Raw genomic sequence first — 13,963 nt, 5'->3', positions numbered from 1 at the left:
CTCGCTCCTACAGAAGGCGATGTACGCTTAACTGAACGGCATTAGGGCTTGCCCCCTCCCACATTAGGGTCGCCACATATTCCAGATAAGCATAAATGAATTGATTTATATTATTTTCAAGTCTTAAAACCCGGCTTTATCATCGCGCCGAAGGCGAAGACGCGCTTCGCGCTTTAAGGCAGGATACGACTACCGCGTCACCTGCTTCGCTCAACATAAAAAACACAGGGGCTCTTCATGACTATTTCCGTATTCCGTCGCACCTTGCTGGTCGGCACATTGGGGCTGGCTCTCGGGGCTGGTTGGCTGGGCCAGGCAGTTGCCGGCGAGCAACTGGGCAATATCAAAAAGGCCGGCGAGATCAAAATCGGCCTGGAAGGCACCTACCCGCCGTTCAGCTTCGTCGATGAAAGCGGCAAGCTCAGCGGTTTCGAAGTCGAACTGTCCGAAGCCCTGGCCAAAGAGCTGGGCGTCAAGGTCAAGCTCCAGGCCACGCCATGGGACGGCATCCTCGCCGCCCTGGAATCCAAGCGCCTGGATGCCGTCGTCAACCAAGTCACCATCTCCGAAGAGCGCAAGAAGAAGTACGACTTCTCCACGCCTTACACCGTTTCCGGTATCCAGGCGCTGGTGCTGAAAAAGAACCTCGACACCATCAAGACCGCCAACGACCTGGCCGGCAAGAAAGTCGGGGTAGGCCTGGGCACCAACTATGAACAATGGCTCAAGGACAACCAACCCAAAGCCATTATCAAGACCTATAACGATGACCCGACCAAGTTCCAGGACCTGCGCATCGGCCGTATCGACGCCATCCTGATCGACCGCCTGGCGGCCCTGGAATACGCCAAGAAAGCCCCGGACACCGCCGCTGCCGGCGACGCCTTCTCCCGTCAGGAAGCCGGTATCGCCCTGCGCAAAGGCGAGCCCGAGTTGCTTGAAGCGGTGAACAAGGCCCTCGACAAGCTGCGCGCCGACGGCACCTTGAAGAAGCTGTCCGAGAAGTACTTCAACGCTGACGTCACTCAATAATGGAAGCAGGTTTCCAACTCGCGCTGGACTCCGCGCCCTTTCTGCTCAAGGGCGCGTATTACACGGTGATTCTCAGCCTTGGCGGGATGTTTTTCGGTTTGCTGCTGGGCTTCGGCCTGGCCTTGATGCGGCTGTCGCGCTTCAAGCTGCTAAGCTGGACAGCCCGCGTCTACGTGTCGTTCTTTCGCGGCACGCCCTTGCTGGTACAGCTGTTCCTGATCTACTACGGCTTGCCGCAAGTGGGCATCGAGCTGGATCCGATCCCGGCGGCGATGATCGGCTTCTCGCTGAACATGGCCGCCTACGCCTGTGAAATCCTGCGGGCCGCCATCGCTTCCATCGAGCGTGGCCAGTGGGAAGCCGCCGCCAGTATCGGCATGACCCGTGCGCAGACCCTGCGCCGGGCCATCCTGCCGCAGGCGATGCGCACCGCCCTGCCACCTTTGGGCAACAGCTTTATTTCGCTGGTCAAGGACACCGCGCTGGCCGCCACCATCCAGGTGCCGGAGCTATTTCGCCAGGCTCAACTGGTGTCGGCGCGCACCTTCGAAATTTTCACCATGTATCTGTCCGCTGCCCTGATCTACTGGGTGCTGGCAAGCATCCTGGCGCACTTCCAAAACCGCCTGGAAGACCGGGTCAACCGGCATGACCTGGAGTCTTGAAGCATGATCGTGGTTGAAAAACTGACCAAACAATTCAACGGCCAGGTGGTGCTCAACGGTATCGACCTTGAGGTCAAGGAAGGCGAAGTCGTCGCCATCATCGGCCCCAGCGGTTCCGGCAAGACCACCTTCCTGCGCTGCCTGAACTTCCTCGAAGAACCCACCAGCGGCCGCATCAAGGTGGGTGACATCGAGATCGACGGCAGCAAGCCGCTCAACCAGCAACAGGGCCTGGTGCGGCGTCTGCGCCAGCACGTGGGCTTTGTGTTCCAGAACTTCAACCTGTTCCCCCACCGCACCGCACTGGAAAACGTCATCGAAGGCCCGATCGTGGTCAAGAAGATGCCCCGCGAAGCGGCGGTTACCCTGGGTCGCAGTTTGTTGGCCAAGGTCGGCCTGGCGGGCAAGGAAGCGTCCTACCCACGGCGCCTGTCCGGCGGCCAGCAACAGCGCGTGGCGATTGCCCGCGCCTTGGCCATGGAGCCGGAGGTGATCCTGTTCGACGAACCCACCTCGGCACTCGACCCGGAGTTGGTGGGTGAAGTGCTGGCGACCATTCGCAGCCTGGCCGAAGAAAACCGCACCATGGTCATCGTCACCCACGAGATGAGCTTTGCCCGTGATGTGGCCAACCGGGTGATCTTCTTCGACAAGGGCGTGATCGTCGAACAGGGTGAAGCCAAGGCGCTGTTCGCCAACCCCAAGGAAGAACGGACCCGGCAGTTCCTGAGCAAATTCCTGGCCCACTGAGACCCACCCTGTAGGAGCTGGCTTGCCAGCGAAAATCGTCAACGATAACGCGTTTAACCGGATTAACCGTGTCGTCTGGACGGTCTTCGCTGGCAAGCCAGCTCCTACAGGAATGCTTCGTTCCAGCCAGTAAATCGCCCCACCACCCCCTCTTAAAATCCGCCGCCCAGTCAGACCCTTCTGAATCGTCCCGAACCCGCCGTTTAGCCTTTTGCCGCCATTGACGCTCCCTGGCCAACCCTCTTATCTAGCACCCAGAGGATTGGATCCTATCCCGGCTACTCACTGAATCGTTCCTTTCGGTCCCGTTTGCGCACCTGCGCCCAAGGTCCGGAACGATTGCTGCTGGCTGCATCAAGGAGATGACTTATGACGCGCACTGCAACCCCGGCCATGCTCACCGCCCCGACCCTGCCCCAGGCCCTGCCGCACGGCATCAACGCCCTGGCCGCCACCCAACTGCAGGTCGATATCGCCCCCTATCCGGGCATGGATGAAGGCGACCTGATCGAACTGTTCTGGAACAACTGCTTCGCCGCCTCACGTCGGGTAACGGCGTGCAAGGTCGGCACCCCCACCCACCTGCGGGTGCCCGAAAGCTTCGTGCAGGATGGCCTGGCACAGGTTCACTACCAGGTCATGCAAGTCGGCCGCAGCCCGGCCCGCTCCGCGGTGACGCAGGTACGCGTCAAGACCAACGGCCCAGGCGGCCAGCCCTCGCCGCTGTACAGCGACGAAAACCAGAACCTCGCCCCCATCAGGGTACCCGCGATGATCGGCCGTTACGGCGTCAACGGCAGCCAGGTACGTCGCGGTATTCCGCTGACCATCGAGCCTTACCTGAACATGGCCAGCGGCGACGCCATCACCCTGCGCTGGGGTGATGTGCGCCTGGACCTGCCGAAAATAACGACGCGCAGCGTCGGCCTGGCGGTCCAGGTGTGGGTACCTTCAGCGGTGATTCTCGAAGCGGGCGACGACAGCCGGCTGGACGTGACGTACTGCATCCTCGATCGGGTTGGCAATAATTCACGCTGGGCGCCCGCCCGCACTTTGCGCATCGCCGCCTGTGCGCCCCAGGCGCCGACCCGTGCGGCCAGGGACGCGCTGCCCTATCAACCGCGTCGCCTCGGTTCCCCCTTGGAACCTGGGTGACGGACCTTCTATGCATATTCCTAAAAGTTAGTTTATTTAAAAATTTAACACGCTTAGGGTATATGCACCGGACCACCGGACATTCCTGATTGTTTTGTTTTCATTTCATTGAATGCGAGGTCGGTATGGTCAGAATTACCCCGGTGCGCAACGCCAGGGCATTACGTGCAGCCAAGGAGCGGCGCTGATGTCTAACTTGGCTCTAACACCCCCCCAGAGTGATCTGGACGTAGCCCCCCTGCTGTTGCCAGCCACTGTGCTGCGCAACGACGCCCAAGCGTTGAGCGCGGCCCATGAGCTGGCCCAGGCTGCGCGCCTGCAAGCCGCCAAGCGCGACCAGCAGCGCAAGTTGCCGTGGGCACAGATCGAGCAATTCACCCGCAGCGGGCTGGGCAGCATTTCCATTCCCCGTGAGTACGGCGGCCCACAAGTGTCGTTCGTGACCCTGGCCGATGTGTTCGCGATCATCAGCGCGGCAGACCCGGCCCTCGGGCAGATCCCGCAGAACCATTTCGGCATCCTGCACCTGTTGCAGGGTGCCGCCACCGAGCGCCAGAAAAAGCAGCTGTTCCAAAGCGTGCTCGACGGCTGGCGCATTGGTAACGGCGGCCCGGAGCGTGGCACCAGGAACACCCTGGAACTCAAGGCGCGCATCACTGCCAAGGGCGATGGTTATGTGATCAGCGGCCAGAAGTTTTATTCCACCGGTGCGCTGTTTGCCCATTGGGTGGCGGTCAAAGCGCTGAACGATGACGGCAAGCAGGTCATGGCATTTGTGCGCCGTGGCACCGAAGGGCTGCGCATCGTCGACGATTGGTCCGGCTTTGGCCAACGCACCACCGCCAGCGGCACCGTGCTGCTGGACCAGGTGCCGGTCGACGCAGAGCTGGTGGTCGAGAACTGGCGCATCGGCGAAAGCCCGAATATCCAGGGCGCCGTCTCGCAATTGATCCAGGCCGCCATCGACGCCGGCATCGCCCGTGGCGCGCTGGATGACACCATCGCCTTTGTGCGCGAGCGTTCGCGCCCGTGGATCGACGCCAAGGTCGAACGCGCCAGCGATGACCTGTATGTGATCGCCGATATCGGCAAGCTGAAAATCGAACTGCACGCCGCCGAGGCGCTGCTGCGCAAGGCCGGTCAGGTGCTGGACCAGGTCAGCGCCGCGCCGATCACCGCCCAGTCCGCCGCGCGGGCGTCGATTGCCGTGGCCGAGGCGAAGGTGCTCACCACTGAAGTGTCGTTGCTGGTCAGCGAAAAACTCTTCGAACTGGCCGGCAGCCGCGCCACCCTCGCCGAATTCAACCTCGACCGTCACTGGCGCAACGCGCGGGTGCACACCCTGCACGACCCGGTGCGCTGGAAGTATCACGCCGTTGGCGCCTATCGCTTGAACGGCACATTGCCGGCTCGCCATTCCTGGATTTAACCGACCAGACCTCTGGAGAAACTCATGACCCTTTCTCACCGTGTCGCGGTTATCACCAGCGACGAACAAGCCCTTATTGTCGCCAGCGACCTGGCCGAAGACTTGCGCCGCGACAGCGCCCAGCGCGACCGCGAACGCCGCCTGCCGCTGCCCGAACTGGACGTGTTTTCGCGCTCCGGCCTGTGGGGTATCAGCGTGCCCAAGGCATACGGCGGCGCCGGCGTATCCAACGTCACCCTCGCCAAAGTCATTGCGCTGATCGCCCAGGCCGACGCCTCGCTGGGCCAGATTCCGCAAAACCATTTCTATGCCCTCGAAGTGCTGCGCGTGAATGGCAGCCCTGAACAGCAACAACGCCTGTACGCCGAAGTGCTCGCCGGCCGACGCTTCGGCAACGCCCTGGCGGAACTGGGCACCAAGACCGCCCACGACCGCGTGACCGCCATCACCCGCGATGGCGATGGCTTTCGTATCAGCGGACGCAAGTTCTACGCCACCGGCGCGATCTATGCCCAACGCATCCCCACCTCGGTGGTGGATGAACACGGCATCCAGCAACTGGCCTTCGTGCCCCGCGACAGCGAAGGCCTGAACGTGATCGACGACTGGAGTGGCTTCGGCCAGCGCACCACCGGCAGCGGCTCCGTCGTCTTCGACAATGTGTGGGTCGCCGCCCACGACGTGATTGCGTTCCAGAGCGCCTTCGAGCGCCCCACCACCGTAGGCCCGTTGGCGCAGATCCTTCACGCCGCCATCGACACCGGCATCGCCCGCGCCGCCTTCGAGGACGCGCTGCACTTTGTGCGCACCAAGACCCGCCCGTGGATCGATTCCGGCAACGACAAAGCCACCGAAGACCCGCTGACCCTGAAGAGTTTTGGCCACCTGAGCATCCGCCTGCACGCTGCCGAAGCCTTGCTGGAACGTGCCGGTGTTTACCTCGACCGCGCCCAGGCCGACAGCAATGCCGACACCGTGGCGGCGGCGTCGATTGCCGTGGCCGAAGTGCGCGCCTTGAGCACCGAGATTTCCCTGGCCGCCGGAAGCACCCTGTTCGAACTGGCCGGCAGCCAGGCCACCCTGGCCGAGCACGGCCTCGACCGCCACTGGCGCAACGCCCGCGTGCACACCCTGCACGACCCGGTGCGCTGGAAGTACCACGCGGTAGGTAATTACTACCTCAACGCTGAAAACCCGCCACTGCGGGGGACCATCTGATGGCGAAGAAAAAGATCCTGCTCAATGCCTTCAACATGAACTGCATCGGGCATATCAACCACGGTATGTGGACCCATCCAAGGGACACGTCCACCCAATACAAGAGCATCGAGTACTGGACCGACCTGGCGCAAACCCTGGAGCGCGGGTTGTTCGACGGTTTGTTCATCGCCGATATCGTCGGCGTGTACGACGTGTACCAGCGCTCGATTGATGTGCCGCTCAAGGAGTCGATCCAACTGCCGGTCAATGACCCGTTGCTGCTGGTCTCGGCGATGGCCGCCGTGACCAGAAACCTCGGCTTCGGCCTGACCGCCAACCTCACTTATGAGCCGCCGTACCTGTTCGCCCGGCGCATGTCCACCCTCGATCACCTGAGCCGTGGCCGTGTCGGCTGGAACATCGTCACCGGCTACCTCGACAGCGCCGCCAAGGCCATGGGCCTGTCCGAACAGGTCGAGCATGACCGGCGCTACGACCAGGCCGATGAATACCTGGAGGTGCTCTACAAGCTCTGGGAAGGCAGCTGGGAAGACGACGCGGTGCTCAACGATCCGCAAGCGCGGGTGTATGCGCAGCCGGGCAAGGTGCACAAGGTCGAGCATCACGGCGAGTTCTACCAGGTGGAGGGTTACCACCTGTGCGAACCGTCGCCGCAGCGTACGCCCGTGCTGTTCCAGGCCGGCAGTTCGGAGCGTGGCTTGCTGTTCGCCGGGCGGCATGCCGAGTGTGTATTCATCAGTGGGCAAAACAAGGCCGCTACCAAGGTGCAGGTGGACAAGGTGCGCGCCAGCGCAATCGAGGCCGGGCGCAACCCGGACGACATCAAGGTGTTCATGGGCCTCAACGTGATCGTCGGCGCCACTGAAGAACTGGCCTGGGCCAAGCACGCCGAGTACTTGAGCTACGCCAGCGCGGAGGCCGGCGTGGCGCATTTCTCGGCGTCCACCGCGATTGATTTTTCCCAATACGAAATCGACGAACCGATCCAGTACGTGAAAAGCAACGCGATCCAGTCGGCCACCAAGAACCTGCAAAACAACGACTGGACCCGGCGCAAATTGCTCGAGCAGCACGCCCTCGGTGGGCGCTATATCACCCTGGTCGGCTCGCCCGAACAGGTCGCTGACGAGCTGGAATCCTGGATCAGCGAAACCGGCCTGGATGGCTTCAACCTCACGCGCATTGTGACGCCGGAAAGCTACGTGGACTTTATCGACCTGGTGGTGCCGGAGTTGCAGAAGCGTGGGTCGTACAAGACCGAGTATGAGAACGGCACGCTACGGGAAAAGGTCTTCCAAGGCACAGCCCGTTTACCCGAACAACACCACGGATCTACCTACCGCCACTGATCAAAAATGTGGGAGGGGGCTTGCCCCCGATAGCGGTGTATCAGTCACCACACTTGCCAACTGAACCACCGCTATCGGGGGCAAGCCCCCTCCCACAGTGGATCTCCACTGTTTGTACAAATACCTTATGACTGGAAATCGACCATGAAAAAAACACTGCTCTCCCACCCAGTCAAAGCACTGGCCCTGGCCTTCGGGTTGTTCAGCGCGGCGGTGTTCGCCGCCGATGCACCGTTGAAAATCGGCACCACCGCCGCCTTCGCCATTCCCCTGGAAGCCGCCGTCGCCGAAGCCGGCAAGCAAGGCTTGAAAGTCGAGCTGGTGGAATTCACCGACTGGATCGCGCCCAACGTCAGCCTGGCCGCCGGTGACATCGACGTGAACTACTTCCAGCACATCCCGTTCCTGGAAAACGCCAAGGCCGCCGCTGGTTTTGACCTGGTGCCGTACGCGCCGGGCATCATCAACAACGTCGGGCTGTATTCGAAAAAATACAAAAGCATCAACGACCTGCCCCAAGGCGCCAGCGTGGCGATTGCCAACGACCCGATCAACAGCGGTCGCGGCCTGCAACTGCTGGCCAAGGCCGGCTTGATCACCCTCAAGCCGGGCGTGGGCTACAAGGCGACCGAAGAAGACATCGTGAGCAACCCGAAGAAGATCAAGATCCTGCAAGTCGAAGCCGTGCAACTGGTGCGCGCCTATGACGATGCGGACCTGGTGCAGGGCTACCCGGCGTATATCCGCCTGTCGAAGACCTTCGATGCCGAGTCGGCGCTGCTGTTCGACGGTCTCGACCACCCGGAATACGTGATCCAGTTCGTGATCCAGCCCAAAAGCAAAACCGACCCACGCGTGATCAAGTTCGTCGACATCTACCAGCACTCGCCAGTGGTGCGCGCGGCGTTGGATAAATCCCTTGGCAAGTTGTACCAAGTCGGTTGGGAAGACAAAAAATGACCGCCGCCCACTCTCAACTGCGCGACCTGGGTTTACCGCCCAGGGACGCCGAGCAGACCGTACTGCACCCGGACCTGAACCGCGCGCACGTGCGCTTTATCAACCTGGGCAAGACCTACGACGGCAGCGTGCATGCCTTGCAAGGCATCGACCTGGCGATCCAGCGTGGTGAAGTGTTCGGCATTATCGGCCGCAGCGGCGCCGGCAAGTCATCGCTGATCCGCACCATCAACCGCCTGGAGCAACCCAGCAGCGGGCGCGTGCTGATCGATCAGGTGGACATCGGCGACTACGACGAAGACCGCCTGGTGGCGCTGCGTCGGCGTATCGGCATGATCTTCCAGCACTTCAACCTGATGTCGGCCAAGACCGTGTGGCAGAACGTCGAATTGCCGCTCAAAGTCGCCGGCGTGCCCAAGCCGCAACGCGAGCAAAAGGTCCGTGAGCTGCTGGAACTGGTGGGTTTGCAGGACAAGCACAAGGCCTACCCGGCGCAGCTCTCAGGCGGGCAGAAACAGCGTGTGGGCATTGCCCGCTCGCTGGTGCACGACCCACAAATCCTGTTATGCGACGAGGCCACCTCGGCCCTCGACCCGGAGACCACCCAATCGATCCTCGGCCTGTTGCGCGAGATCAACCGGCGCCTGGGTTTGACCATCGTGTTGATCACCCACGAGATGGCGGTGATCCGCGAAATCTGCGACCGCGTGGTCGTGCTGGAACACGGGCGCATCGTCGAGCAAGGCCCGGTGTGGAAAGTGTTCGGCAACCCGCAACATGAGGTCAGCAAGACCCTGCTGGCACCGTTGCAACACGGGCTGCCGGACGAACTGCAAAGCCGTTTGCAGGCCACGCCCGCGTCGTCAGACGCGGCCGTGGTGCTGCGCTTGCAGTTCACCGGCAGCGCTACCGATGAACCGGACCTGGCCGCGCTGTTCGGCGCACTTGGCGGGCGAGTGCGCTTGCTGCAGGGCGGCGTGGAACGCATCCAGGGGCATGCCCTGGGGCAACTGCTGCTGGCAGTGAACGGCTCGCCCCATAACGCCGAAGCGCTGCGCAATCGCGCCGGGCGTTGGGCACAACAGGTGGAGGTGGTGGGCTATGTGGTTTGATCGTTTAGTACAGGGTGCCCTCGACACCTTGTTGATGGTCGGCGTGTCATCGCTGATCGCGTTGCTGGTGGGCATTCCGCTGGCGGTGTTCCTGGTCACCAGCGACAAGGGCGGCATCTACCAGGCGCCTGCGTTGAACCGGGTGCTGGGGGCGTTCGTCAACCTGTTCCGCTCCATTCCGTTCCTGATCCTGATGGTGGCGCTGATCCCGTTCACGCGGTTGATCGTCGGCACCACCTATGGCGTATGGGCAGCAGTGGTACCGCTGACTATCGCCGCTACACCGTTCTTTGCGCGGATCGCCGAAGTGAGTCTGCGCGAGGTCGACCACGGCCTGATCGAAGCCGCACAGGCCATGGGCTGCCGGCGCTGGCACATCATCTGGCACGTGCTGTTGCCCGAAGCCCTGCCGGGGATTGTCGGTGGGTTCACCATCACCCTGGTGACCATGATCAACTCATCGGCCATGGCCGGGGCAATCGGCGCCGGTGGCTTGGGCGACATTGCCTACCGCTACGGCTACCAGCGTTTCGATACGCAGATCATGCTCACGGTGATTGTGCTGCTGGTGATCCTGGTGGCGGCGATCCAATTGGGTGGCGATCGGTTGGCGCGGGTGCTGAATAAGCGCTGAAAGCTGGGGCTGCTGCGCAGCCCGACGCGGGGCAAGCCCTAATGCCGTTCAGTTAAGCGTACATCGCCTTCTGTAGGAGCGAGCTTGCTCGCGAAAAACGTCAACGATAACGCGTGTTTCCTGAGTGAACGCGGCGCCTGTGAGTTCTTCGCGAGCAAGCTCGCTCCTACAAAAAAGCCTTAACTGAACGGCATTAGGGCAAGCCCGCTCGCCACAGTTACAGTGCTCCTCCTTAACTGACTGGTGTGACGGCAAGCCCGCTCGACACATGGGGTATAGTCGGGCCATCTCAGCGCCCGGTATTCATCACCATGCCTCTCAAGCCCGACGACCTCGACCAGATCACGTCCACCACCCTCGGCCACTACAACAAGGTGGCCGAGGACTTCCGTGAAGGCACCCGCGACCACGATGTGAGCCAGAACATCGACGCGCTGCTGCGGCATATCCAGGGCACGGCGCCCTTTACCGTGCTGGACTTCGGCTGCGGGCCGGGGCGGGATTTGCAGACCTTTACGCGCATGGGGCATATCGCCGTCGGGCTCGATGGCTCGGAACGCTTTGCGCAGATGGCGCGGGAAGACAGTGGCTGTGAGGTGTTGCAGCAGGATTTCCTCAAGCTGGAACTGCCCGCTGAACGCTTTGACGGCATCTTTGCCAATGCGGTGCTGTTTCATATCCCCAAGCAGGAACTGCCGCGTGTGCTCAGGCAACTGCATGGGGCGCTGAAACCGGGTGGAGTGTTGTTCAGCTCCAATCCACGGGGGGAAAACCAGGAAGGCTGGAATGGGCCGCGCTATGGGTCTTATCACGACCTCGATGCGTGGCAAACACTGCTCACCACCGCCGGGTTTGTGGAGCTGGAGCATTACTACCGCCCGACGGGATTGCCCCGGGAGCAGCAGCCTTGGCTGGCCAGTGTTTGGCGCAAGGCTTGAGTCTGGGGTTGCCTGGGCTGCCATCGGGGTGTAGCCCCCCTCCCACATTTGAAATGCATGCCCCTGTGGGAGGGGGCTTGCCCCCGATGACGGACTGATGGACGCCACTACTGCACCTGATACACCACCGATTTCTCATCCACCACCGCTGTCACGCTCCTTGCCGCAAACCCCTCTCTCGACGCCGTGGAAAAATTCGCCACCAACCGCGTGCCATCGGCAAACGTGGTTTCCTGCACCTGTCGATCCGCCGTCAGCCAGCGAAACCCGGTCATCGCCTGGGTGGCCAGGCGCTCATGCAACGGTCGAAAAAATCGGTCCTGGCGCTGGATCAGCGGCAGCCGCGCCTTGAGCGTCGCGGCACTCAGGTGATACAGCGGCGGCACGTTGTAGAGCAGTTGGGCCAGCTCGTTCTCGGCGCGCACATTGCTCAGTTTGAGGCTGTCGAACAGCCAGTGATGGGTGGTGATCACCGCGCCGTGGAACACCGCCTGATACAGCGGCAGGCGCAGCGTCGGGTCGAAGTAGAGCGTACGAAACGGCTCGTTCAGCGGCACCGACTTGAAGAACACCGCCGGTTGCTCCGGCGGGTACCAGTTACCCACGTAGTAGGGCGACTGCTTGTCCTGGGTCATGTCGCGATCACCCCAGCCCAGCACCGGGGTTTGCATGCCATGGGCGAACAGAATGCCCTGGGCGGTGATGGCGTTGCCGTCTTCGGAACCTGTCGGCATTTGCAGCGTGGTATTCAGCCAACGGGACGCATCGATATTGCCTTCGGCGTTCTGCGCCTGGGTCATCGGAGCGCTGTCGCGGTAACTGTCGAGCACCATGCTGGTGGCATACGCATCGAGAAACCAGGCATTGAAGCCGGCCCTGGCCTGCACGGCTTTCACCCGCGCTTCCAGCAGAGGCCGCACACAGCGCGGGTCAGTGTAGTGGCCGGACTGCTGGAAGCCGGTCTTGAGTTTGCCGTCCTTCAACACGATGGCGCAGTCGCGGTAGGCCCGGTTGCCCAGGTGGGCGGTGGTCCAGTCGGGGTTTTCGGTGGCGGACAACGCGGTTTGATAGGAATCGTAGGGCGCCATCAGGTAGCCGGCGTCGACGCCGGCGCGGATGGTTTCGGGGTGCCAAAGGCCGCCTTCCCAGCCTTCACCCAGGGTCAGCATCAAGCGTGGCAAGCCGGCGTCGCGCAGGGTTTGTACTGCCTGGCTGCCCCAGGTGTCGGGGCTATCGCCGAGGGCACCGGCAAAGTCCACGGCCAGTTCGCGACGCAATTCACCGTAGCGGGCGGCAAGACGGCTCATATCAGGCTCGTCCACCTGCCAACTCTGCCGGGCCTTCCTGTTGATCGCGGCGTTGAGGCCGCGCAACAGCACGTTTTGTTCGTAGCGATTCAACCCGCGGGGCTGCGCCAGGATCTTTGCGGAGTCCTTGTCCAACAGGCCTTTGAGCTCATGAGCACGCAAGCGCTTGAGCAACAGCGGCCAATCACGCACATCCTCCGGCGCCAGCAGGTCATTGCCCCACAGGTAAACATGGCTGGCGCCCAGCAGCTTTTCAGCCCCAGGGGTTTGCCGCAGCTTGTCTGCCAGGGGTTCATAGCGGCCCTGCTCAACCAGCCATTGGCGATAGCGCCTGGCGCCGGCCAGCGGATCGCTTCCACCCAGGTGCAACAACAGGGTCATGGGGGCGGCAGGTGCGAGCGAGGTGAACTCATGGGTCAACGACAACGCCTGGCCCCGCCAGCGCAGGCGGTTGTTATAGGGATTGGTCAGCAACCAGTTAAGGGTGAAGGCGCCGTGATCGACACCCCACAGCGGCAGGCTGAGGTCCTGGGTGGTGTTGATGTCGCCCTGGGCCACCAGGAAAGTGTTCCACGTGGTATTGCCGACCGGCACGTAATGCCCTTCGGCCAGCGGCCACATCAACCCTCGGCCCATGGCGCTCGCCGGCTGCAAAAGTATCGGCAGCTCACCGGCTTCCCGCGCCGTGATCGACAGCACCAGGTCGCGCTGCTCCAGGCTGGCAGTTACCCGATAGGCACCGTCATCCCATTGCCAACTGGCCTGTTGATCGTGTTGTGCAAGTTGACTGACGGCACGGGCCGCTACGCCGTTGGAGGCCTGGACCTCTGGCTGGCCGCTGGGTGTCACGCGGATGGCGAGGGTGGCCGGGTCGAGTTCGACTCGCCACAACGGGTTTTCCAATACAGTGCTGGCAAAGGCCACGGGCGACAGCAAGCAGCAACACATCAGCAAGGTATGACGCATACGGTTCATGGCAGGCGACCGTTGAGAGGTGGAGGCCGGAGGTTAAATCACTCAACGGTCGGCCAGGGTAACAAGCGTCACTTCCAGAAATTTCCCACGGCTCAAATGCCCAGCCGAGATCAACTTGTGGGAGGGGGCAAGCCCGGATGCCAGTCAGTTAAGGAGCAACACTGTAACTGTGGTGAGCGGGCTTGTTGTGGCTAGCAGGCTTGTTGTGATGAGCGGGTTTGTTGTGGCTAGCAGGCTTGTTGTGGCGAGCGGGCTTGCCCCGCGTTGGGCTGCGAAGCAGCCCCAATAAGGCCGCCGCATTTCTTCTGGTAGAACCGGGAGACTGGTTTTAGGGCCGCTACGCGCCCCAACGCGGGGCAAGCCCGCTCGCCACAACAAGCCGCTCGCCACAACAAGCCTGCTAGCCACAACAAACCCGTTCATCACAACAAGCCCG

At 62.1% G+C, this 13,963-nt stretch carries 12 protein-coding genes; 11 read left to right on the top strand and 1 reads right to left on the bottom strand.

What is annotated here, in order from left to right; translation table 11 throughout:
• The first annotated feature begins 237 nt into the window (after positions 1-237).
• The 11 genes from tcyJ (at position 238) to ACODSV_RS28315 (ending at position 11,245) form a co-directional block, all read left to right on the top strand.
• The gene (gene tcyJ / locus ACODSV_RS28365) at positions 238-1,032 is read left to right on the top strand and encodes a cystine ABC transporter substrate-binding protein (RefSeq protein ID WP_024072787.1); all 795 of its coding nucleotides are present in this window, start codon (positions 238-240) and stop codon (positions 1,030-1,032) included.
• The gene (gene tcyL / locus ACODSV_RS28360) at positions 1,032-1,697 is read left to right on the top strand and encodes a cystine ABC transporter permease (protein ID WP_032884921.1); all 666 of its coding nucleotides are present in this window, start codon (positions 1,032-1,034) and stop codon (positions 1,695-1,697) included. The genes tcyJ and tcyL overlap by 1 nt, the downstream gene beginning before the upstream one ends.
• A 3-nt stretch (positions 1,698-1,700) precedes the next feature.
• On the top strand, positions 1,701-2,447 hold the full coding sequence (gene tcyN / locus ACODSV_RS28355) for an L-cystine ABC transporter ATP-binding protein TcyN (RefSeq protein WP_024072785.1): 747 nt from the start codon (positions 1,701-1,703) through the stop codon (positions 2,445-2,447).
• Between the two features lie 369 nt (positions 2,448-2,816).
• Positions 2,817-3,602 carry a hypothetical protein gene (locus ACODSV_RS28350; RefSeq protein WP_024072784.1) on the top strand — a complete coding sequence of 262 codons (786 nt, stop codon included), beginning with the start codon at positions 2,817-2,819 and terminating at the stop codon, positions 3,600-3,602.
• Positions 3,603-3,789: 187 nt separating this feature from the next.
• On the top strand, positions 3,790-5,031 hold the full coding sequence (locus ACODSV_RS28345) for an SfnB family sulfur acquisition oxidoreductase (protein WP_024072783.1): 1,242 nt from the start codon (positions 3,790-3,792) through the stop codon (positions 5,029-5,031).
• Positions 5,032-5,055: 24 nt separating this feature from the next.
• On the top strand, positions 5,056-6,249 hold the full coding sequence (locus tag ACODSV_RS28340) for an SfnB family sulfur acquisition oxidoreductase (RefSeq protein ID WP_069075023.1): 1,194 nt from the start codon (positions 5,056-5,058) through the stop codon (positions 6,247-6,249).
• Complete coding sequence (locus tag ACODSV_RS28335; protein ID WP_150056561.1) at positions 6,249-7,601, top strand: LLM class flavin-dependent oxidoreductase; 1,353 nt, start codon at positions 6,249-6,251, stop codon at positions 7,599-7,601. Before ACODSV_RS28340 ends, ACODSV_RS28335 begins: the two co-directional genes overlap by 1 nt.
• Before the next feature lie 144 nt (positions 7,602-7,745).
• Positions 7,746-8,561: a MetQ/NlpA family ABC transporter substrate-binding protein gene (locus tag ACODSV_RS28330; RefSeq protein ID WP_150095396.1), complete on the top strand. Its 816-nt coding sequence runs from the start codon at positions 7,746-7,748 to the stop codon at positions 8,559-8,561.
• Positions 8,558-9,673: a methionine ABC transporter ATP-binding protein gene (locus tag ACODSV_RS28325; protein WP_150056495.1), complete on the top strand. Its 1,116-nt coding sequence runs from the start codon at positions 8,558-8,560 to the stop codon at positions 9,671-9,673. The genes ACODSV_RS28330 and ACODSV_RS28325 overlap by 4 nt, the downstream gene beginning before the upstream one ends.
• A complete protein-coding gene (locus ACODSV_RS28320; protein WP_150056496.1) occupies positions 9,663-10,307 on the top strand; it encodes a methionine ABC transporter permease in 645 nt (214 codons plus the stop codon). The genes ACODSV_RS28325 and ACODSV_RS28320 overlap by 11 nt, the downstream gene beginning before the upstream one ends.
• 311 nt (positions 10,308-10,618) lie before the next feature.
• Positions 10,619-11,245, top strand: coding sequence for a class I SAM-dependent methyltransferase (locus ACODSV_RS28315; RefSeq protein WP_454843092.1), 627 nt, complete (start codon positions 10,619-10,621; stop codon positions 11,243-11,245).
• Positions 11,246-11,352: 107 nt separating this feature from the next.
• Here ACODSV_RS28315 and ACODSV_RS28310 read toward each other — a convergent pair whose 3' ends face one another.
• Entirely contained in the window at positions 11,353-13,527 is a 2,175-nt protein-coding gene (locus ACODSV_RS28310; RefSeq protein ID WP_150095600.1) for a glycoside hydrolase, read from the bottom strand.
• Between the last annotated feature and the right edge of the window lie 436 nt (positions 13,528-13,963).

It is taken from the genome of Pseudomonas sp. FG86, from assembly GCF_057808775.1.
The sequence above is the reverse complement of the archived record's forward strand: the minus strand, read 5'-3'. Positions and strand labels throughout refer to the sequence as shown.

Excerpts from the sequence above, each read along its gene's own strand:
- ACODSV_RS28335 (WP_150056561.1), top strand. The coding sequence starts at position 6,249 with ATGGCGAAGAAAAAGATCCTGCTCAATGCCTTCAACATGAACTGCATC.
- ACODSV_RS28350 (WP_024072784.1), top strand. The coding sequence starts at position 2,817 with ATGACGCGCACTGCAACCCCGGCCATGCTCACCGCCCCGACCCTGCCC.
- tcyL (WP_032884921.1), top strand. The coding sequence starts at position 1,032 with ATGGAAGCAGGTTTCCAACTCGCGCTGGACTCCGCGCCCTTTCTGCTC.
- tcyJ (WP_024072787.1), top strand. The coding sequence starts at position 238 with ATGACTATTTCCGTATTCCGTCGCACCTTGCTGGTCGGCACATTGGGG.
- ACODSV_RS28340 (WP_069075023.1), top strand. The coding sequence starts at position 5,056 with ATGACCCTTTCTCACCGTGTCGCGGTTATCACCAGCGACGAACAAGCC.
- ACODSV_RS28325 (WP_150056495.1), top strand. The coding sequence starts at position 8,558 with ATGACCGCCGCCCACTCTCAACTGCGCGACCTGGGTTTACCGCCCAGG.
- ACODSV_RS28315 (WP_454843092.1), top strand. The coding sequence starts at position 10,619 with ATGCCTCTCAAGCCCGACGACCTCGACCAGATCACGTCCACCACCCTC.
- ACODSV_RS28310 (WP_150095600.1), bottom strand. The coding sequence starts at position 13,527 with ATGAACCGTATGCGTCATACCTTGCTGATGTGTTGCTGCTTGCTGTCG.
- ACODSV_RS28345 (WP_024072783.1), top strand. The coding sequence starts at position 3,790 with ATGTCTAACTTGGCTCTAACACCCCCCCAGAGTGATCTGGACGTAGCC.
- tcyN (WP_024072785.1), top strand. The coding sequence starts at position 1,701 with ATGATCGTGGTTGAAAAACTGACCAAACAATTCAACGGCCAGGTGGTG.
- ACODSV_RS28330 (WP_150095396.1), top strand. The coding sequence starts at position 7,746 with ATGAAAAAAACACTGCTCTCCCACCCAGTCAAAGCACTGGCCCTGGCC.
- ACODSV_RS28320 (WP_150056496.1), top strand. The coding sequence starts at position 9,663 with ATGTGGTTTGATCGTTTAGTACAGGGTGCCCTCGACACCTTGTTGATG.